This window comes from Atribacteraceae bacterium, from assembly GCA_035477455.1.
Lineage (GTDB): Bacteria > Atribacterota > Atribacteria > Atribacterales > Atribacteraceae > DATIKP01.
The window spans coordinates 1-21,846 of the sequence record DATIKP010000173.1 but is presented as its reverse complement, the minus strand read 5'-3'; the positions used below and the strand labels follow the sequence as shown (position 1 = coordinate 21,846).

The following is a 21,846-nucleotide window of genomic DNA, read 5'->3' as shown; positions in this document are numbered from 1 at the left end:
TTTTTGATCACTTCTCGGTCTTTCTGGCTCACCCCTCTGCGCTGCATACCGACCTTGTTCAACCCATAGAGTTTCACCGGATGACCATCAGCCAAGGTATACGGAGGTACATCCTTGATCACCTTGGACAGACCGCCGATCATCGCCAGTCGCCCGATGCGCACAAACTGGTGGACACCCACCAACCCGCTGAGTGTTGCCTGATCCTCGACGGTGACGTAGCCAGCCAGGGTGCTGCCATTAGCCAAGGTAACTTCATCTCCGATCAGGCAGTTGTGGGCGATATGGCCATAGGCCATAATAAAACATTTTTTGCCAATGCGGGTCCACTTTTTTAGACCGGTGGACCGGTGGATGGTGACAAACTCTCGGATAATGGTTTCGTCACCGATCTCGATCCCCGACTCTTCTCCCTGGTAGGAAACATCCTGCGGCGGTGTACCCAACACCGCATGGTGTCCAATAGAGCAGCGGATCCCAATGACGACCCGCCCTTCACAAATGGTAAAAGCACCTATCCGGCTCCCATCGCCGATTCGGCAACCGGCTCCGATAATCGCATAAGGTCCGATCTCGACCCCCTGGCCCAAGACCGCGCCATCTTCAATCAAGGCTGTTGTATCAATTTTCCTCAATACTCATTCGTCCTTTCCGGGTAGGTCCTGACCGGGATCACCCATCTTTCTTCCGAATAACGGCTATGGTTTCTCATCGTTGAGTCCGCTTGCAAGCAGCGCGGCCAGCCGGTGATTCAGGGCGTGACCGGAGCGGATACCGACAAATTCGCCCCGGATGCGAATGCCAGTCAGCATTATATCTCCAATAATATCCACTATTTTATGGTACGAGGCTTCCCCCGGCATTCGTAAATTAGCAGGGTCTTCCCCGGCTTCTCCAACCAGAAAGGCTTGGTCGCGTACCCCCTGGCCCAGTCCATAACGGAGTATATCTGCAACTTCCCAGCGGAAGGCAAACGTGCGAGCCTGGGCCAGCCCATCGAAATACCCGTCCTGTTCGATGCAGGAAACCCATTGGAGCCGAGTGGAACTGGGGGAATAATCAAGCAAAAACCGTACACCGAACACCGGTGCGGGAGAAATACACAGACAGGAATCGTCTTGGGAAACCATCAGTGGTTTCTCCACCACCAACTCTTTCCGGTACTTCGGAAGTTCCCTCCATCCCGCATCAACCATCGCCTGCCGCCAGATCCGACACGAGCCGTCAAAGCCGGGCAATTCATCGCCAAAGACTTCCACCAGGCAATTGTCTACACCCATTCCCCGACACGTGGCCAATAAGTGTTCAACAGTACCAATTGCAGCCCCGGCCCGAGCAAGGGCCGTCGATCGTTCACTGGGGAGCAGATATTGGACCAGGGCCGGAATCTCGGTCTTTCGTCCTCCAGAGCGGACTTGAAAAACGACGCCGTGATCCGCTGGCGCGGGCTTGAGCGTCGCGGTGACTGCCGCTCCCCCATGCAGCCCATAGCCAGAAACCGTCACGGAACGTTGGAGTGTCCGTTGCGGCGTCCGGGTTTCTCTTTTCCGAAAACAGCCTTCTCCAGTTCCTTGATACGCGTCCATAGTGTCGGCAGTCTGCGCGCCTGCGCCCTTTCCCGCAGTTCAAGACGATGATCCTGGGCTGGAAAACCCGAAATGAAAGAATGATCGGGAATGTCTGAGGTTACCACAGCCCGGCCTGCAATCTTGACGGAACGTCCTACGTTAATATGGTCAACGACCCCGGACTGACCACCCAGCAAGGTATGGTCTCCGACCCGGGCACTGCCGGCCAGCCCGCTTTGCGCGGCAATGACCACGTGCTTCCCAATGTTCACGTTATGAGCCACCATGACCAGGTTATCCAGTTTGGTTCCTGTATCGATCCGGGTAGACCCGATGGTTCCCCGATCGACCGTTGCGTTGGCACCGATTTCAACGTCGTTCCCGATTTCAACCGTCCCCAGGTGAGGAATTTTAACCATTCCCCCTTCTTCCGCTTCATATCCGAAACCATCTCCCCCGATAATCACCCCAGGATGCAGGACGACTCGGTCCCCCAACCGGCAACCTTCCCGAATCACCACATGGGGATAGAGAATACAGTCGGAACCGATGGTCACGTTTTCTCCGATATAGATCTGGGGAAACAAGCAGGTATCCCGGCCTATGAACGTCCCGGCGCCAACGTACACAAAAGCACCGACATGAACTCCGGCCGCAATGTTAGCCGTGGGATGGATGTACGCCAGAGGATCGATCCCGGGAGCCGGCCTAGTCGTTTTTGTAAAAAAGGGGGCTAGTTGGATAAAAGCCCGCCGTGGGTTATCGACAAAAAGCATATACTTCCCGGAAATCCTGTGGTCCGCTCTGCTGACCACGGCCAAGGCTCGACTGCGGGAAATATCCGCCAGTGCTTTTGTATCGAAAACAAAAACCAAGTCGTGGCTCCCCGCGTTTTCGGGCACGCTCAACCGGTAAACATGAAAAGCGGGGTCGCCTGCCAGGCGACCCCCGGTAATATTGACAATCTCTCGCAGCTGCAATGAAACGTAAACTCCGTTATCGGGCCTATCGTCTACGATGGCCGTAAAGCTGCCACGACTTGCTCGGTTATATCGACCCCGCCATAGAGCACGACCGGCATTTCCAGCATTTCCCGTTCTCCAACCGGGATCCGCATTTCTCTCCGAATGACCAAAACCAGGTTCATCTCTTCGGCGATCTTTCGGATCGCCTCGATAACACTCAGATAACGCTGATCGATAAAATCCTGCCTTTTGCGGATCATCTCGTCTCGTATCGGCTCCCACTCCAGGTTCATTTCCGCTTCCAGTGCCTGAACTTCTTCGCGGGTCTTCCCCCTACCTCTTGCGTTGAGATCTTGCTGTCTCTTCTCCAGTTCGGTCACCAGTTCCCGTTCAAGTTCAGCCAATTGAGAAGTGATCGGATGAGTATCAAAAATCCGGTTGATGTCCACCAAACCAATCGTTGACGGGTCAAGCGGATTCGTCGCTGCGAAAACCGGCACACCGATCACCAGACCGATGATGAAGGCTACCGCAACCAGAAGCGTTTTTTGCACGAACATATAGAACAACTCCCCTTTCCAAGCTCAGGGTCCCATCGACCCCCATGATCATATGCGCCGTGTGCCAGTTACAGACCGGGTTAGAATGTGTGACCGATGCTAAAATACGTCTGAGGCGGCCTATCTTCTCCGATCCCGTAGTCCAAGCTGAGGGGACCGATCGGGGTGTCGACCCGCAAACCTATTCCATAACCGGTCCGGATATCGCCAAAATCGATCGCATCGTCAAGATCCCAAGCGTAGCCGGCATCACCGAAAAAGACGACTTGGGTGCCCTCGGCGATTTCCCAGCGGTATTCTAGGTTGAAAAGCAACATTTTATCCCCCTGGAACTCATGAAGATCATAACCCCGTAAAGAGCCGACACCGCCAATCGCGAACTGATCGTACTCCGGGAGGACAGTATCAGCCAGTCCGGCCTGTAGGCGGAGAGCCACCACCGCTTCCTCGCCCGCCGGGATATAATTTCGAAGATCCAGAGAGTATTTCGTATAGTGTTGATCGCCTCCCAGAAATCGTCCGGCCATTTCCACTTGCAGGATACCATACCACCCTTCCGATGGATTGAGGGGGGTATTCCGTGTATCGTAGATGATCGAAGGCGTCAGCGTGTTGATTCGACCATCCCGGTTGGGCATCTCTCCCTCGATGTGAGTCAGGGTGATTTCCTCGGTTTTATAGCGTAACCGCCAGCGCCACTCCTCATCAAAATTCCTACCGAGCGTGACCTGCCCGCCGACTCTCCCTTCTTCATATCTCCCGACAATCTCGTGATCGATCCGGTATTTGCGCAACCGGACCTGATCGTGGATTTCCAGTCCGAAGAAAGTCGGTGTATCGAACAACCAGGGTTCTTCGAATGAAAAACGGTAGAGAGTCCGAGCTCCGAATTCATAACGCAGCTCCACTCGTTGCGCATTTCCTCCGAAATTGATTTCCTGGTAGCGGACAAAACCAAGCCAGCCGTCTTCCGCATTATATCCCACCCCGGCTCCGGCCTGACCGGTCAGCTTTTCCAGCACCCTGACATTCAGAACAACCATGTCCCGCGCGCTACCCGGCTCCAGTTTTATGGTAACGTCGTCAAAAAACCCAAGGTTAAAGATCGCGCGCATACTGCGGTTGATCAAAGAAAAATCGAAGACGACAGGTGCAGCAAAAACCAGCTCCCGGCGGACCACATGTTCGCTGGTCTTTTCCAGGCCTTCGAAAACCACCGCTTCGATGATTCCCTCATGGAGTTGGAAAGTAAGAATGCCGTCCTGAAAGCCGATCCCGTCGATGGCAGTCACCAGAAAGCCGTTATTACTGTAGGCCGCCTTGATCCGTTCCAAGTCCCTTTGAAAAATCTCCCAGTTCATTACCTGACCAGGGGCGATAACCATCTCGTTGGATAAAACCTCATCTTCGACAACCGTGTTTCCCTCGATGCGGATTTCCTTAATAACCTGAAATTCTTCCACTTTATAAATGACTTCGATACCGTCCGGATAGCTGACGGTGTCCACCCAGACTCTAGAGAAATATCCCAGGGCGTAGATAGAATTGATATCGTTACGGATTATTTCCGAATTGAAAGGTGCCCGCAGGGACAACTCGACAGCGGATAAGATAAGGTCCATACTAATGTTTTGATGTCCTTCCACCCGAATGGCGACCACGGGGGGGGCTACCTGGGCAATCACCGCGCTCCAGGAAAAAAAGACAACAAGAAGGATGCACAGCGCCCAAAAGACATGCTTCGTTCTGGTGCTCTTCACTACGGGTACCCTCCTTTGTATCGCGCTAGAATCTATCGTATGCACCATAAGGTTCACATCGGCTCCTTTCCTTGTCCAGACCGGACCACCCGTTCTCGCCCCTTCAATTGTATTCGCCAGGCGGGAAATAGGCAATGCTTTTTTTTCCGGTCTCCGCTTAAAATCGCGTATGGTATTCGAGCATCCATTCCACGGCTCCTTCCTGTGCCAGTTCGGCCTGGAAAGACCATTCCTGATTCAGGTCTAGGGAGAGACCGACAGAAGAACGGGACTGCCCACTCAAATCCTGAGTAAAACAGATGATAAGGTTTTCGCCAAACTCCTTATTCAATGTGAAGCCAAAAAAGTCGTCCTCTTCCGCTCCCGGAGTTTTCCACTCGATGGAATCAAAAAAAAGGTCTTCGGTTAACCGGCTTTTCGGGTCTCCGAGAAGAAATTGAATACCCTGTAAAAGCGGTCCGGTAAGTTTGATCCGGTCAAGCGTGCCATAGGCCTCGGTCGAACCCAATATTAACAGGGAGAGCAGTTCTTCCTGGCTCAGATCGGGCTGCGCTTCCAGATTAAACCGGTAATCATCAAGCGGTCCGCTCGCGCGTAGGGTAACCTGATGGCGCCCAATCTGTTTTCGTCCCTCAAAATCAATCTGGGGAACGAATCCGAAGAGGTTTCCGAAAACCACATATCCCTGCAGAGGGAAGGAGTGCATCACCAGATCATACTCTCCTTCCACCACAGCGAGCCGTCCGGCCATATCGGTCTCGCCGTGGTGGAAAAGAACCTCCAAACCGCCGCTCATGGTCAGGTCAAGAAACCTGGTCTTTACTTTGAGCGCATCACCAACCCGCAAGGAGAGCTTCACCGGAAAGGGGATTTTGTGGAAACTGCGTTCGATCTCTCCGAGGGTATCCAGGGTACCCGGTACCGTGGAGAGTTGCGTCTTATCGATCAACCCACCGTACAGGATCAGATCACCCGTTCCCTGTAAATCATCCCAGAACCCGGACAGGGTAAGAGTTCCCCGCCATTGTCCCGCCGTGAGGCCGGCGAAGACAGGCGTTCCTCCTTCCTCCTCCCGTAAGGCCAGGGTCAGGTCGATCCCCTCGCTCGAGACGACCCCGTGGGGTCGAAAAAGAAACCCAGCCACCTCTCCCACCCCCCCCTTGATCAGTAGTGTACTTTCTTCCAGATGTCCCTCGAGATCGCTGAACCGCAGCAATTCTTCCCCTCCGCGGGAAACGATTAGTTTCCGGATGAAAACGTCACCACCAATCCGCAGGTCGTCCGGGAGGCCTTCTACGGTGAGTTCGGAAGAGCCAACCAGGTGAACGTCTACCAAGTGGTCCTGAAAAACGTGCCGGATGTCGGCCTCGATCCGCAACTGCGCGGCTACTCCTTCCACTGGATCGAAAACTCCGCTGCCGATTACGCTTAATCCTTTTTGGGCTTCGAACAGTTGGATCCGGGTCAGATGCACGTTTCCCTCCACAAAGGACCCCGCAAGATCACCGGTAATGGTCAATCCCGCCGGAGAACGAATGAGCAGGTTTTTCGTCTCAAACACCCAGCGCTCCTCCCCGAATAGCAGATCGCCGAAAAAGTCCGCAGTTCCGGTCAAACCATGCTCCTGGAAAACCGTCAACCCGAGCTGGTCCAACTGAACACCGTATATTCTCAGGAATCCTTTATCAAGAAATGACGGATCGAGATATCTCTCCAAGTAAACCGTTTCCCCCGGTTTCGGGAGGGCGCCCCGGCCAGCCAGTTCAATTTCAAAGGATTCTCCCAGCGGTCCCTCGCCGATCGAGAGGTTATGACCCTGTCCGGAGAAAGTAAAAAACACTTCGTCCCAGCTCCCTTGCACCATCACCGCCACATCGAGCAATTCCGCCGTGAAACCGAATTCGTTTTCCGGTATCTTCAGTTGACTAAGGTTCCCTGCCAAATCGATAAAACGGTAGGGAACACACTCTCCGGCCAAGGTAAGAGTCCCCTGCGGAAACGCAATTTCAAACCGGTCGACTACGATCCGTTCCCCATCCAGCGCGGCGCGAAACGTGGCCCGGTCTCCAGCGATAGCCCCCAGCCTCCACGACGTCACCTCCCCATCGAGGGTCATCTCCCGATGATCCGGTTCCTGGAGGAAAGCGAGCTGGCCGCTCAGAACCATCGCCAGGTCCTGTTCTCCCACCCGGGAAGTAAACAGAAAATCCCCGGCGGTGAGGGTCCCTTCCAGCCGACTGGTCTCGACCTGACGGGAAAAAGATCCTTCGAGAAAGCCGTTTCCTTGGTTAATCCGCATCCCGGAGACCTGCACGTCCCCGCCAATCAGGAGGACTTCTCCCCCGCCTACCCTCCCAATTTCCAACTCATCCCAAAAAATCGTCCCGTCGTGCAGGGCCAGCCGCACAACCGTTTCTCCGTTTCCTTCCTGAGAATATATCTCAATGTCTCCCGACAGGGAACCCCGCACCGGAATAACGGGATCCCAGAGAAAGTCAGGTGAGATGTTCTGAAACTGTCCCGCCAGTTTATAACCAGTGGCCCCGAAGGTCCCGGAAAATCCCACCGTACCGCCCAGAAGGGCCGCGTTTCCCTCAAAACCGATATCCTGACCTTCGCTGAAATATAAATCCAGGTGCGGGTTACGTAGAATGAATCCGTTGACCGTCAGCGCTTCGGAGGAAAATGCTCCCGTCACCTGCCAGCCATCCGAAGGAGCATACTCAATTTTTCCCGCGAGAGTCCCTACTCCAACCAGACCCGGAACCGGTAAAAGGGCACAGTCAAAATCTGCGATTTTGTAAAACACATCTAAACCCACTGAAGACAGGTGCCCCTCATAAACCGCCCGGAGCGGACTCCCAAACCAGTGTGAACCATCCAGTAGTTCTCCCCAAAGGGCTCCCGTAGACAGGGTCCAGACGAAATCACTGTGTGCCCTGCCGGCAGGTTCCGACGAATCCAGGATCAGAGTGCCGGCCACTTCATCAAACGTCGGGGCACAAAGAAACAGCAAAGTAATGTCGCCATTTCTTTGGTTATCCTGCCAGGAACCTTCCAGACGACCTCGGAATCCCTCGCTGAGAGCAAGCCGGGCTTCCCCTGAAAAAACGAACCCTTCCCATCCCTCTGCAGTTATACGCAGATCGGATAAAACAAGGTCATCTAGTGAAACTTCGGGAGAGGTAACCAGCGAAAAAGAGATCCCCTCCAGGCTGGTAAAGCCGGCCGTAACAATCTCGTTTCGGAAATCCCATTCAGCCTGGAGAACTGCTCCGGGCAAGACGGTAAAACCGGTCACCACCAAGTGCGCCGACTCTCCCGTCCGGTAGATTCCTTCCATAGAAAACAATTCACTGGCGGCAATCACGTCCATCCGACCGCTTGTTTTTTGAGCCCGGATCGAGAATGTCCAGGGAAGCGCACCTTGACCACCCACCATGAGGTTTTCAACCAGGAGGCGAAAGTCGGGAAGATCGCTGAGGTTCATTGTCGGTAAATCCGACCAGAAGGTGAGAGTATGTGTGGAGATGGTTATCTGGTCCGCTGTAAGGAGGGGGACGATGTTCCCGCGTAGGAGGTCGCTGATAGACCAGCGAACCGTCAGGGAAGGAGTGTTCAGCTGAGCATTTTCCCCCTGGATATCCAGATTATCCAGCACCAAACCCAGTGGCCATTGATATCTAATGGCTTCAAAATCCAACGTATACAGGTGATCAAGGGCCTGGAACCGATCAAGCACCAAGGTGAAGAGATATTTGGTTATCCGGTTTCCCTGGAAAACTAAGACCACTAGACCAAAAACCAGGACAAGACCGAGAACCAACCATCCTTTCTTCAAGGGGGTCACTCCCTGACCAAGATGCTCCCGGAGTAGCTTCCGTTCATCACGAAGGGCAAAGAGACCCGGTGGGAATAAAAAGTCCGACTATCCTCATATCCGTAAACATCACCTTTGCTGCTCAGTTCGACCAGAAAACCGTTGGTCTTGATCTCGTTCAACCGATCTTCCAGGAAAGTTTGAAAATCGACGGCCGCAGTCGGTGCGATCACCCCCCCTGCAAGGCCTCGAATCGTTACATCAGTTTCGCCCGGGAGAAAATCGAAGGGTACCGGCACAGTAAAATCGATACTTCTGGTCCCTTTCCGGTGCAGGTGAATATCCACTGTCCCCTCTAAAACCTCACCCCGCTTCACTTCAGAAGGGAGAGAAAGTGACTGGAATATGGCTTCCCGTACCTCAGGGGTGATCACAATCTGAATATCGACTTTTTCAGCCACCACCGGGACAAAAGGGTTGAGAAAATAAATTTCGAGGATCTTTCCCAAATTATTGGTTGCGAGGCTCGCAATATCCAATTGACTGGCCCAAAAAAACTCGTTGAAAAAAAGTTCGTTACCCGCTTCGATAGCGACGGTGACCCGGGAACTCCCGGGAATCTGGCTGTCAAGGACCCGGTCGATGGAATCCAGAATCACCCCCGGCATGAATTCGACGATGATTTTCTCATCCTGCACAATATCGAAATTAAATTTGCGGGTCGACCCCTCGGCCTCTTTCCCCACTACGACCGTGGACTTAGTCGTCAACGGGAAAATGTTCAATCGTCCGCTGATACCAGCAGTCCGGTCCTCATCGACAATGCCCACCGGCTCAATGGGGGAACCGACTTTGAAGGGATAGTCTTTTCCTTTGATGCTGAAATTGACAAACATCGAAGTTAAAATGTAGTTGGCTGAACCACGGTGGAGAAAGGGGTGTCCAAAGGCCAGAAATCGGTCGCCGTCCAGAGCGGTGAGAGTCCCGATGGAAACCACATCGACATCGCCGCTGATCAATTGTATCCCCACGGCGCTGCCCGGTTCGAGTTCTCCGGTCTCCTGGGTTTCGGGGCGGCCAAGAAAAAGACGGGGAAGAGCAAGGAGGCTCTTGAAGGAAGAGTGGCGACGAATGAGTTCCTGGCCGCGCCCGTCAAAACCCAGCATCAGAAGGTTGGAATAGGGATTGGCCTGGACAAGGGTCGTCTCGCGCGGTCTGTCCCACAGTTGCATCATCGCCTCGATGGGCGTGACAATACCGATCAGGTTGTCCCTGGTTTCCCAGCTATAGGACAGGGCCCCAGCGATCTCCCCTTCCAGGTAAATCGGGCTCCCACTCATACCGGCCGATATTCCTCCCAGCTGGCGGAGCCTTTCGTCTACCACCTGGATAACAAAGTAACTCTCTTCAACCCGTTCGGCCCGGACAACATCCATGACTTCAATGGCGAAATTCTCGATGGTGGTTCCATAAAAGACCGTACGGCCATATCCGGACATCCCCCGGGTCACTTCCGACAGAGGAAGGTAGCTAAATTCGTCGGCCGTTGCAGAAGCCCCGGAAAAGAGGAGGAAAAACGCTAAACTCGTCCATAGGGCGAGACGTTTCAGTCGGTGACTACTTTTCACTCTTTACCCATTCCTTCCCTTGGTATAGAGAAATCCGTCCCGCAAAGACTTTAGATTATCCAGAACCTTGCCAGCACCAAGGGCTACACAGGAAATTGGTTCTTCTGCGACATAGGTCGGGGTTCCCAAAGCCTTAGAAATCATTTCATCCAATCCCCGTAAAAGCGCACCGCCTCCCGTCAGGCAAATCCCCTTCTCGCCGATATCGGCGGCCAATTCCGGTGGCGTGTGTTCCAGGACAACCCGGGTGGCATCCAAAATGGTTGCCAGCGGCTCGTAAAGACACTTATAGATCTCGGAGGAAGTGATGGTTATCGCTTTGGGAAGACCGGTTACCAAGTCCCGTCCCTTGACCCGGGCCGCCACCTCTTCATCGGGCGGCATAGCGGAACCGACCTCAATCTTGAGCACTTCTGCGGTCCGTTCTCCGATCATCAGGTTAAATTTCTTCCGGAGGTGCCGCACGAGAAAATCATCCATCTTATCGCCGCCGATGCGCACCGATTGACTGGCGACTATTCCACCCAGCGACAAAACGGCAATGTCCGTGGTTCCCCCACCGATATCGATCACCATACTTCCCGAGGGCTCGGCAACATCGAGTCCCGCTCCCAGCGCGGCGGCCATCGGTTCTTCGATCAGGTACGCTTTACGCGCTCCAGCATGATAAGCCGCATCCAAAACCGCCCGCTTCTCAACTTCAGTGCCCCCGGAAGGAACACAAATGACGATATCCGGTTTCACAATGCTTTTCCCACAGACCCGTTGGATAAAATACGTCAACATTTTCCGGGTAATTTCGTAGTCGTCGATCACCCCGTCCTTCAACGGCCGGTGAGCTACGATATATTCGGGGGTTTTTCCGATCATCTCCCAGGCTTCCCGTCCGATCGCCAGAACCTTGTTATTCATTCCCTTGGTAACAGCGACGACCGATGGCTCATTCAACACTATCCCTTTACCCTGAACATAAATAAGCGTTGTCGCCGTTCCCAGGTCGATACCCAACCGTTTATTCCACATTGGAACTCCCTCCACTCACTCGCTGACTCTCTCTATTCGTGCCCCCAGGGTCTGGAGCTTGCTTACCAGGGATTCATAGCCACGGTTCACATGGACAACTCCGCAGATCTCGGTAACCCCTTCCGCCGCCAAGCCGGCAATCACTAAAGCCGCACCCGCCCGCAGATCCGTGGCAGTGACCTGGGTTCCGGTCAGTTTTTCCACTCCCAAAACCACCGCGCTGCGTCCCTCAACCTTGATATTCGCACCCATTCTTTCCAGTTCTCCGACATGCGCAAAACGACTCTCGAAAACAGCCTCGGTAACCATACTCACCCCATCGGCCAAGCTAAGTAAAGACATGAACTGGGCCTGCATATCGGTCGGAAAACCAGGGTAAGGCATGGTTTTGATGTCGGTTCCCCAGGGACGGCCCTGCATGGCGACCAGGACCGCCTGGTCACCGATTCGTTCGATCCGGGCTCCGACTTCCTCGAGTTTGGTGGTAATGGAAAGGATCAGGGAGGGGTGCACCCCTTTGACCACAACTTCACCCCTGGTTATCGCGGCCATGATGCAAAAAGTCCCAGCCTCAATTCGGTCGTTGATGATCCGGTACTCACATCCCCGGAGTTTTTCAGTCCCATTGACGATAATCGTGTCCGTACCGGCTCCTTGAATATCGGCCCCCATCGCCTGGAGAAAGCGGGCCAGATCAATGATCTCTGGCTCGCGTGCCGCATTGGCGATCGTCGTTTCCTCTTCGATCGCCGACGCGAGCATCATGATATTTTCAGTGGCTCCGACGCTTGGAAAATCAAGATAGACCTCCCCGCCGTGCAATCGGTCGGCCCAGGCTTCAATATACCCCGAATGAGTGTGAACATGCACTCCCAGATGACCGAACCCTTTGATATGGAGATCGACCGGCCGGGAACCGATGGCGCATCCACCCGGCAGGGGAACCTGGGCTTTCCTCAGCCGGGAAATCAACGGTCCGATCACTAAAAATGACGCCCGCATTTTTCTGATCAGTTCGTACGGCGCATCGGACTTGTCCAGGGTTCTGGGATCGATTAAGAAGGTCCCCGAACCCTGTTTTTCGACCTGGACTCCCAGACTCTTGAGCACACAGGTCATGGTTTCGACATCGAGAAGATCGGGGACGTTCAACAGCAAAGAAGGAGTGTCACCGAGTAGCGTAGCAGCCAAAATGGGCAAAGCGGCGTTTTTCGAGCCACCGACTTCGATTTCCCCGTAGAGGGGTTTCGTTCCTTCAATGATAAATTTTTCCAATTTCCATCTCCTCTGTGAATAAAAGCATAAGGGTAAATGGGTTAAAAGCCTTTTGGGGGCAAGTGTTTCCAGCGAATCCTTCTTCGCATTACCCTTACACTCCCTGTACTCTGAAAAACAGGTGATCGGTGATAGGTAGAAGGGTGAATACTCTTCCGCACTTCCTCCCATCTTCAATTATCATGCTTGAGGTCGTCGGTCATACCGACTTTTCAACTCCACTCCACTCTAAGCCCTCAACTGTATTTTTCGTGGTCATAACCGTCGGGCATCGACAGGTTGACTCTTCTATTATAACTCAAGTTTGCCCCTACGTCTCTGTGGCGCTTTACCCGTTTTCAGCCGTCGCATTCCCGGAATCCGTTGTGTTTGCCTTCTTCCGGGACCCGGGCACCGGCGTATCGAATTCAAAACCGATTTTCCCGTTTTCCTGCAGGACGAGTCGTGCTGCAAAACTCCGGCCTTTTTTTGACCGGAAACCGGCAATCTTATCCGTCTTGCCGGCTGTTATCAGCCTCAGAGCCTGAGTACGGCTGACGGCCCGGCCTAAGACCCGCTTCCACAGGGTGAACGGACAGCCCTCTTTCCAGCGGGAACAGGCGAAAGCGCTCCGGTTTTCGATCACCGGCTGGCTGCAAAGCGGGCATTTTCCCAGCGGCTGGTTCATTTTTTCCCGGGCGTCATTGACCTCTTTATCCTTGACTTTCCCGACCATCTCCCTGGTCATGGCCTTGAGTTCGGAGAGAAAAGTCTCCCGGGAAAAGGCTCCTTTCTCGATCAGAGTCAATTTCTTTTCCCACTCGCCGGTCAATTGCGGAGAAGCCAGTTCGGCGACCGGAATTTCTTCCACCAGGTTGATCAGTTCGATTCCTTTCGGAGTTGGAATCAGAGTCTTCCCCTCTCTGTCCAGGTAACCGACTTCGATGAGCCGCTCGATGATCGAAGCCCGCGTGGCCGGTGTGCCGATTCCCGATTCCTTCATCGCCTCCCGCAGTTCCTCGTCTTCGACAAACCGGCCGGCCGCCTCCATCGCCGACAACAGCGTCGCCTCGCTATACCGGGGAGGAGCCTTGGTTTCCTTCTCTTCCACCCAAGCTTTTTCCGTTGTGACCGAGTCCCCTTTGCGCAACTCCGGAAGAAATCCCTGACCATCCTGGGGGGCCGATTCACCGTAGACCGATCGCCAGCCGGCTTCGATCAGAACCTTGGACTTGGCCACAAAGGGTTCACCCGCTACCTCGGTCCGGATCCGCCGATGAGCCCACTGAGCATCCGGAAAAAAAACACTGACGAAACGCTTGGTCACCAAATCCATGATTTTGTATTCATCGCCCTTGAGAGAGTCCCACTCGATGTTCTCTCCGGTAGGAATGATGGCGTGATGATCGGAGATTTTCTGGGTGTTGAAAACCCGTTTGTCCTCCAAGGCCTCTTTCCGATCGAGAGCACGGCCGGTGAACTCCTGGAAACCGCATTGCCTGAGCATCGACCAAGCGCCCTCCACCTGAGGAAACAGGTCATCAGACAAATAGCGTGAGTCGGTGCGGGGATAGGTGATCAGTTTTCGGGCTTCATAGAGTTTCTGTGCGGCGTTGAGCGTTCGCCGGGCGGTAAGGCCAAAGAGCTTGTTTGCGTCCCGTTGCAGTTCGGTGAGATCGTAGAGCAGCGGGTGGGCTTCTTTAATCCTACGGTCAGAATATTCAGTGACAACTCCCGGCTGACCCGCCACTTTATCCCGGATAACCTGGGCCTGTTCCCGATCGTAGGTTCGGTCTTCCCGGTTGGTCCATTTCCCCACGTAACGCCTCGCTTCCGAGGAAAATTCCACAAAAATTTCCCAGTAGGGAGCCGAGGTGAAGTCCTGTATCTCTTTTTCCCGATGGACAAGAATGGCCAGAGTCGGAGTCTGAACCCGGCCAACCGAGAGCAGGACCTTGAAACGGGTGGTAAAAATCCGTGTCCCGTTGATGCCGACCAGCCAGTCTCCCTCCGACCGGCAGCGGGCGGCATCGGCCAGAAGGTCGAACGATTCTCCGGGTCGGAGATTGGCAAACGCCTCCCGAATCGATTGCGCGGTCAAAGAGGATAACCAAAGTCGTTTGAACGGCTGGTCACAGCAAGACAGTTCGTAGATATAACGGAAGATCAATTCGCCTTCCCGCCCGGCGTCACAGGCGTTGACCACCATATCGACTCCGTCGTTTAACAGGAGGTCCTTGATCGCCTTGAATCTTTTCTGGTTAGCGTCGATCACCTTGAGTTTAAATCGGTCGGGTATGATTGGTAAATGAGCGACCCGCCATACTTTCCAGGTTCTATCGTAGTCCTCTGGTTCGGCCAGGGTCACTAGGTGCCCGATCGCCCAGGTAATCAGATGATCCGGTGACTCGAGGTACTCCTTCTTGCTCGTAAACTTACCCAAGACCCGGGCCAGATCTCTTGCTACGCTTGGTTTTTCAGTGATAATGAGCGTTTTTCCCATAGACGTATCGCGCTCCTGTTCCCGAAATCATTCATCCCTATTCTCAAGGTTAACCGGTCAAGGGTTCTCGTCGGTTCCCGGTCACCAGAGACACCAGACCGGCAGCGGAACGAACGGTGGAATAGATAAAGATCAGCCGCCGGATCCCTTCCGGTTGCCGGACTGACCCGGAAATCGACAGGTGATAGGGGACTTGTTTGAGTGTTTGATCGAAAAGCGTTATCACTATTACCACATCTCGTCGGCCAGCGCAAGTCCGGGTGAGATATCTAGATATCTCACCGGTACGGAGCACCTATTATTTTTTTTTCGGATTTTTTCGAAAGGGCCGGTAGGGCCCGGGGATGTATTCTACCGAAGGACTGGTTTGGGGGGGTTGCGGATACAACTTCATCAGCTCGCAGATATCCTCCGGAAGACCTTCTTTGACTGGTAGGCCGATTTCTTTGAGTTTTTCGTAAAAAATCGGAAAGTCATGGGTCCAACATCCTTCCGACAGGTGCTTGACAACCTCCGGGATCTGTTCCCGGGAGACGGTATCCTGCACCAGATCTTCGACTGTATGCTTGACCTGCTCGATGGCCTTCCCGGCGATATCACCGAGAATGAGCAGTTCGTCGTCCCGATGAGGGTTGGGTTGCTGAAGCGCCTGCACGATCGATACAGCCGGGTATTGAAAATGCGCCGTTCGCAATTGGGGGTCAACCGGTCCGAGCACCGCAAAGGAGTCCAACACGATCTCATCGGCGGCCAGGGCGATAAGCGTTCCTCCGGACATCGCGTAGTGCGGAACGAAAACCGTTACTCGGGAGGGATGTTTTTTTAAGGCATGTGCAATCTGTTCACTGGCCAGCACCAGGCCACCGGGTGTGTGCAGGATCAGGTCGATGGGCACATCGTCCGGCGTCAGGCGGATCGCCCGCAGAAGATTTTCCGAATCCTCGATGGTGATATAACGGACCAGCGGAAAGCCAAAGAAACTCATAGCCTCCTGACGGTGAATCATGATGATGACCCGGGTTCTTCTTTTCCTTTCGATGCCGTGGATCAGGCGCAAACGTTCCTGTTCCAAGATTTTCCGCTGCAGGATCGGATACAGAAAACTGATCAACAGAATGATCCCAAGAATATTCCAGAACATCGCTGTCTCCTCTCCTCCTCTCCTCTGTAAATACATGGTAGAAGGGTATAGGGGTATAAGGATGAAAAACCTTACGCCTTTCATCCCCTCCTCGATCTTCATCCCCGATGCCGCCGGCCATGCCGACTGCTTAACTCCTGGCAAATGAAATGGTCGACTTTTCATATACCAGTGCCGCCCCACCGGCCGATGGATCCGCCGGGCAGGCGATCGGAATTGAGCCGTTACGTGAAATATGAGTTGGAACCGATAATCTTCCGTTCCCCGGGGGGTCAGGTCTTTACCGCATAGTGAAAAATATTTCCTCCTCTGGCGTCATAAGCCACCAGCACAGGAAGGCCAGCCAAATGAACCCGCCGTAAGGCCTGGGTCCCCAGTTCCGGGTAGGCAAGCAGCTCGCAGGCTGTGATAAAACGGGACAGATAGGCGGCCGCACCTCCGCAGGCCAGAAAATAGATCGCCCGATATCGCTGGTGAAGCTCAAAGGCCTCGCGACTCCGTTCGCCTTTTCCAATGGTCGCCCGCACTCCTTGGCCGAAAAAAAACGGTAAAAAGCGATCCATCCGTTGGGCCGTGGTCGGGCCAATCGAACCGACGACCCGGTACGGAGGAACCGGCGTGGGCCCGGCATAATAAATCACCGAACCAGCCAGGGGGACCGGCGGATCAATCTCTTTAGCCAAGTCTTCCACAAGCTTTTGATGAGTAGTATCCCGCGCCAGAATGACCGCACCGAACAGCCTGACCCATTGGCCGGCTTCTAAGTCCAACACCTGTTCTTGTGAAATCGGCGCTTGGATAATTCGCGCTTCCGGGAAATACATCTTACCACTCCAGTTCCCGTTGCCGGAACACATGACAACTGGCGACGATCCCCACCGGAACACTGGCAATATGACAGGGCTTCGCTTCCACCCGTACTTCCAGGCAGGTGGTTTTTCCGCCGATCCCCTGGGGCCCGATCCCCGTCCGGTTGACCACTTCTTTCCAGCGGTCCTCGAGGTACCGGTACCGGTCATCGGTATGGCGACTCCTCAGGGGACGAGACAGGGCTCGGGTCGCGATGTGCATGACTGAGGCGGCGGACCCCCCGATGCCTACCCCGACCACCAGAGGAGGGCAGGCCTGTCCGGCTTTTTCCCGGATGACCCGACACAGGAATTCTTCCACTCCTTCGCTTCCGCTTCCTGGCTCGAGCATGGCCAGGCTACTCAAATTGTCACAGCCCCCACCTTTGACCAGGAGTTTGATCCGGAACACTTCGCCGGGTACGATTTCGAAAGTATAAATCCCCGGGGTATTGTCCCCGGTGTTGGTGCCGAACAGAGGATCAGATAGGATCGAATTCCGAAACCAGCCGGTCTGGTAAGCCTGCCGGATCCCTTCATCAAGAGCCCAGACCAGGGCACCGCCGGTGATTTTCACTTCAGTCCCGAGACAAACGTCCATGCTGACCATTCCGGTATCCTGGCATAGGGGGAAGCCGGTACGGCCAGCTTCCCGATAGTTTTCGAGAATCTGTCCGGTCATGTCCCGACCGGGTCCTGTTTCCTGTACATAGACCCGCTCCATTTCCTGTTGCAGAACCGGAGTGGGAACGATATTCATCTCCCGCAGGGCACCCGCCACGCGGCTGACGAGGTCGTTCCAAGCGATCTCTTTCATGGCCTCTCTTCTTCCGGTATGCGGATAAACCCCTCTTCCATCATCCGCTTGACCATCCCCTGTGACCGGCTGATCAAAGCCACAGCCTCCGCCCGTACTTCGTCCGCGCCAAGAGATCGGCGAGAGAGCCCTTCCCGGCGAGCCTGTTCAGCGACCGCGACCGCGACATCCACATAGACCTCCCATTCCTCCATACTGGGGATAATGTAGTCTTCCCGAAGACCCTTTTTTCCGGCATAATCATAGAGTGCTCGAGCCGCAGCCAGGCACATGGAATCGCTGATCGCGGAAGCCTGCACGGAAAGAACCCCCCGGAAAAGGCCCGGAAAACCCAACGAATTGTTCACCTGGTTTGGAAAATCGGACCGTCCGGTGGCCACGACCCGGGCACCGGCCTCCCGGGCTTCCCAGGGCCAGATTTCCGGGGTTGGATTGGCGCAGGCAAAGACGATCGCATCCCGTCTCATGCGCTTGATCCACTCCGGAGCGATCACCCCTGGACCAGGCATGGAAAGAGCGATCAATACATCCCGATCTTCTATCGCTTCCGCTTTTTCCCCATGAATATTTTCACCATTGGTCTTTTCGCACAGCTCCCATTTCCAGGGATGGGTGTCCTTCAGATCGGTACGGCTGCGGTTGAGGATTCCCCGGCTATCGCACAAAACCATATTCTCGCCCTTCACTCCGGCAAGCATCAACTGGCGAGCGATACAAATATTCGACGCTCCGGCACCGATCAACGCCACCCGGATCCGATCGGGATTTTTACCGACCACCGCCAGCGCCCCGAGTAATCCAGCGACGGTGACCAACGCCGTACCCTGTTGGTCATCATGCCAAACCGGGATGGAAAGTTCCTTTTGAAGGGTTTCGAGCACCGTAAAACAAGCCGGCTGCGCAATGTCTTCCAGGTTGATTCCGCCAAAGCTCGGTTCCATCGCTTTAACCAGATCGATCAATTCCAAGGGGTCACTCACCCGCAAACACAGGGGCCAGGCATCCACTCCTCCCAGATAGCGAAAAAGGAGCGCCTTTCCCTCCATCACCGGCAAGGCCGCCTCTGGTCCGATTTTCCCCAAGCCCAACACCCGGCTTCCATCGGAAACAACGGCAACCGTATTCCCTCGTCCGGTCAACTCATAGGAACGGTCGGGAGACTGGAAGATCACCCGACATACTTCGGCAACACCGGGTGTATACCAGATGGCGAAATCGTCATAGTTCCGCACCGGACATTTCAAGGTCACCTCCACCTTGCCCCGGTAGAGGGGATGGAGTTGCATCGCTTCGCGTAACGGCTTGTTCAATGCCCGATCATCTTTTTTGATCATTATTTTCCCCCTGTCGGTCCCCGGGATTCACCATGCATGATGTACCTCGTCCCGGATCAGTTCTTCATAAATGATCTCCACTTCGTCCATGATCTCTTCCGAGAGTGGCGGCAATTGCGAAGTCAGAGCGTTTTCTTCGGCCTGGCGCTTGTTTTTCGCACCAGGTATGACCGTAGTCACTTCGGGAAACATCAGGATCCACTTGAGGGCGAACTGGGTCATGGAAAAGGACTCGGGCTTGATGACCCTGAGTTTGTCCACCGCCCGCAGGCCGGTCTCGTAATCGACGCCGGAAAAGGTTTCCCCCCGGTCAAACCGCTGACCGTACCGGTTAAACTGGCGATGATCATCGTCGGGAAAGACCGTATCTCGCTTCATTTTCCCGGATAAAAGGCCCGAAGCCAGCGGGACCCGGGCAATAATAGCAACGTTTTTCTTCCGGCATTCGTGGAAAAACAGCTCGGCGGGTCGATAACGAAACATGTTGAATATAATCTGCACACTGCGCACACCGGGATACTCGATGGCCTTGAGTCCTTCTTCCACCCTTTCGACACTCACCCCGTAATACTGAATTTTTCCGGCATCGACCATACGGTCAAGGATCGCAAAGATCTCCGGCCGGTAGTAGACGTCCGGCGGCGGGCAATGGAGTTGCAGAAGGTCGATTGTATCTACGGACAAGTTCGTAAGACTCCGATCGACAAATTGATTCAGGTTCGCCTCCGTGTAGCCGTCGGCGTGATGCGGATGCAAGCGCCGTCCAGCCTTGGTCGCAACGTAAATCCGTCCGCCATGTTCCCGCAAAACCTGCCCGATGAGCTTTTCGCTCCGTCCGTCGCCATAAACATCAGCGGTATCGATAAAATTTACCCCCGCCTCGAGAGCGGCGCGCAGGGCCGCCAAGGCCTCATCCTCGCTCACTTTTCCCCAACCTGAGCCGATGGCCCAGGCGCCAAAACCTATCTCACCGACCGCCCATCCACATCCGTCAAAAACCCTTTTATTCACCGCTCTACCTCCCAAGCATCGTTTCCTCCCCATCATACCATAGGAAGGCTCCCTGTGCCGTTTTCCTCCCAACTCCCGGAGGTCTCCGGCTATATCGCAAATTTCACAGACATCATATACTATCATCAGCGAAAAAAAAGCGAGGACCCTCATGATTCCCTTACAGCGCGATCCCTGGCCGTTGCTTATCCTGTACTCCCGAAGGCACAGAAACAGTCTCCATGCTCTCCTGGGGGCGTTAACCAGCGACCAGGGAGCGACGACGACGCCAATTTTTCTTTTTCCAACCGAGCGCCTGCTTCTTGAGGAACTCCCGAAATACGGTCGAAGTCTCCTCGTCTGTTCGCTGATGAGCGTGGACGCGCAACTGCGAAGAGGCTTTTTTCAAAAAGTGCAGTCAGTAAACCCCCGGGTCTTGATCGCTGCCGGGGGGCCGCACATCACTGCGGGTGATCCCGCAACCGAGGAAGGCTGTGCTTGGATTGTCCGGGGAGAAGGCGAAGCGGCGTTCATCGAAATCGTGCGGCGCTTTCAATCTGGGGACTGTCCGGAGAGAACCCAAGTTCTGACCGGTGGACCAGTGGATTTAAACCGCTATCCTCCCTTTCCCCGGAATCGGAACATGATCGGTCCGATCGAGTTAAGGCGGGGATGCCCGCACGGCTGTAGTTTCTGCCAGACCAGTACGCTGTTCGGCTGGACTATCCGAGAACGAAGTCCCGAGGCCGTTTTTGAAGCCGTACGCTTGCTGAATCACCTCCAGCGGGCCATTGATCTACGCTTTGTCACACCCAACGCTTTCGGTTATCGTTCTGTCGACGGGATCACTCCGAATCCGCAGGCCATTCATGAATTTCTTCTCGGTTTGCGCAAGATCATTGGAAACCAGGGGCGGATTTACTTCGGCTCATTTCCTTCCGAAGTGAGACCGGACAGCATCACCCCGGAAATACTCACCATCGTCCGCCATCTGACCGACAACCACCGCCTAGTAATCGGTGCACAAAGCGGCAGCGATCGAAGCCTCGCCCGCCTCAAGCGGGGGCATACCCGGGAAGACGTGTTGACCGGCGTCGAACTGGCTCGGTCAGCCGGTTTTGAAACCATCGTCGATTTCATCTTCGGGTTGCCGGAGGAAACCGAGGAGGACATCCGGGAAACGGTGGAAACCATCGGTCGCCTGATTCAGTGCGGGGCAAAAATTCATGCCCACGCCTTTCTTCCTCTGCCCGGTACGGCTTACGCCGACCAGCCTCCCCGGCCGATCGACCAAAAACTAAGGCGTTTCCTGGGAACCTTGGCCCGCCAGGGTCATCTTTTCGGTCAATGGCAAACCCAGGAAGTCTTGGCCCGCCAATTGATACAGAATTAAATCCACCGGAGAAGGCCTTGGTCTTATGCGTTGACGAAAAGCCCGGCATTCAGGCGCTGGAACGGGCTACCGGTTATATCGAAACTGACAATGGAAAGATAGCACGTGGGTATAAAAGCACCTATAAACGCCATGGCACATTGAATCTCTTTGCTGCGTTGCAAGTGGCAACCGGATTTGTTCATACACAGACAACGAAACAAAAAAGACGGCCTGATTTTTTAGAATTTATGGATAAAGTA

At 54.4% G+C, this 21,846-nt stretch carries 17 protein-coding genes and 1 pseudogene; 2 read left to right on the top strand and 16 right to left on the bottom strand.

Annotation, left to right across the window (positions count from 1 at the left end):
• From lpxA to VLH40_10490, 16 genes are all read right to left on the bottom strand, one after another.
• The coding region (lpxA, locus tag VLH40_10565; GenBank protein ID HSV32441.1) for an acyl-ACP--UDP-N-acetylglucosamine O-acyltransferase at positions 1-635 on the bottom strand (635 nt) is incomplete at its 3' end.
• A gap of 63 nt (positions 636-698) precedes the next feature.
• Positions 699-1,505, bottom strand: coding sequence for a UDP-3-O-acyl-N-acetylglucosamine deacetylase (locus VLH40_10560; GenBank protein ID HSV32440.1), 807 nt, complete (start codon positions 1,503-1,505; stop codon positions 699-701).
• On the bottom strand, positions 1,502-2,548 hold the full coding sequence (gene lpxD, locus VLH40_10555) for a UDP-3-O-(3-hydroxymyristoyl)glucosamine N-acyltransferase (GenBank protein ID HSV32439.1): 1,047 nt from the start codon (positions 2,546-2,548) through the stop codon (positions 1,502-1,504). Before lpxD ends, VLH40_10560 begins: the two co-directional genes overlap by 4 nt.
• A gap of 32 nt (positions 2,549-2,580) precedes the next feature.
• A complete protein-coding gene (locus VLH40_10550) occupies positions 2,581-3,093 on the bottom strand; it encodes an OmpH family outer membrane protein (GenBank protein ID HSV32438.1) in 513 nt (170 codons plus the stop codon).
• A gap of 80 nt (positions 3,094-3,173) precedes the next feature.
• Entirely contained in the window at positions 3,174-4,853 is a 1,680-nt protein-coding gene (locus tag VLH40_10545; GenBank protein HSV32437.1) for a BamA/TamA family outer membrane protein, read from the bottom strand.
• A gap of 157 nt (positions 4,854-5,010) precedes the next feature.
• Positions 5,011-8,694, bottom strand: coding sequence for a translocation/assembly module TamB domain-containing protein (locus VLH40_10540; GenBank protein ID HSV32436.1), 3,684 nt, complete (start codon positions 8,692-8,694; stop codon positions 5,011-5,013).
• A gap of 5 nt (positions 8,695-8,699) precedes the next feature.
• On the bottom strand, positions 8,700-10,301 hold the full coding sequence (locus VLH40_10535; protein HSV32435.1) for a SpoIVB peptidase S55 domain-containing protein: 1,602 nt from the start codon (positions 10,299-10,301) through the stop codon (positions 8,700-8,702).
• A gap of 3 nt (positions 10,302-10,304) precedes the next feature.
• The gene (locus tag VLH40_10530) at positions 10,305-11,324 is read right to left on the bottom strand and encodes a rod shape-determining protein (protein HSV32434.1); all 1,020 of its coding nucleotides are present in this window, start codon (positions 11,322-11,324) and stop codon (positions 10,305-10,307) included.
• A 15-nt stretch (positions 11,325-11,339) separates the two neighbouring features.
• Positions 11,340-12,599: a UDP-N-acetylglucosamine 1-carboxyvinyltransferase gene (gene murA / locus VLH40_10525; GenBank protein ID HSV32433.1), complete on the bottom strand. Its 1,260-nt coding sequence runs from the start codon at positions 12,597-12,599 to the stop codon at positions 11,340-11,342.
• 328 nt (positions 12,600-12,927) lie between these two features.
• Complete coding sequence (locus VLH40_10520) at positions 12,928-15,081, bottom strand: DNA topoisomerase 3 (protein ID HSV32432.1); 2,154 nt, start codon at positions 15,079-15,081, stop codon at positions 12,928-12,930.
• A gap of 49 nt (positions 15,082-15,130) precedes the next feature.
• Positions 15,131-15,316, bottom strand: coding sequence for a hypothetical protein (locus VLH40_10515; protein ID HSV32431.1), 186 nt, complete (start codon positions 15,314-15,316; stop codon positions 15,131-15,133).
• Between the two features lie 63 nt (positions 15,317-15,379).
• Complete coding sequence (locus tag VLH40_10510; protein ID HSV32430.1) at positions 15,380-16,222, bottom strand: hypothetical protein; 843 nt, start codon at positions 16,220-16,222, stop codon at positions 15,380-15,382.
• Positions 16,223-16,494: 272 nt separating this feature from the next.
• Positions 16,495-17,046 (bottom strand): fumarate hydratase C-terminal domain-containing protein, encoded by a 552-nt coding sequence (locus VLH40_10505; GenBank protein ID HSV32429.1) that lies wholly within the window; start codon positions 17,044-17,046, stop codon positions 16,495-16,497.
• Position 17,047: 1 nt separating this feature from the next.
• Positions 17,048-17,887 carry a fumarate hydratase gene (locus tag VLH40_10500; protein HSV32428.1) on the bottom strand — a complete coding sequence of 280 codons (840 nt, stop codon included), beginning with the start codon at positions 17,885-17,887 and terminating at the stop codon, positions 17,048-17,050.
• Positions 17,884-19,221: an NADP-dependent malic enzyme gene (locus VLH40_10495; protein ID HSV32427.1), complete on the bottom strand. Its 1,338-nt coding sequence runs from the start codon at positions 19,219-19,221 to the stop codon at positions 17,884-17,886. Before VLH40_10495 ends, VLH40_10500 begins: the two co-directional genes overlap by 4 nt.
• Positions 19,222-19,248: 27 nt before the next feature.
• On the bottom strand, positions 19,249-20,232 hold the full coding sequence (locus VLH40_10490) for an aldo/keto reductase (protein HSV32426.1): 984 nt from the start codon (positions 20,230-20,232) through the stop codon (positions 19,249-19,251).
• Between the two features lie 151 nt (positions 20,233-20,383).
• Between VLH40_10490 and VLH40_10485 the strand changes: the two genes are divergently transcribed.
• Complete coding sequence (locus tag VLH40_10485; protein HSV32425.1) at positions 20,384-21,604, top strand: TIGR04013 family B12-binding domain/radical SAM domain-containing protein; 1,221 nt, start codon at positions 20,384-20,386, stop codon at positions 21,602-21,604.
• A pseudogene (locus VLH40_10480) lies at positions 21,601-21,846 on the top strand (IS630 family transposase). The gene VLH40_10485 and the pseudogene VLH40_10480 overlap by 4 nt, the downstream one beginning before the upstream one ends.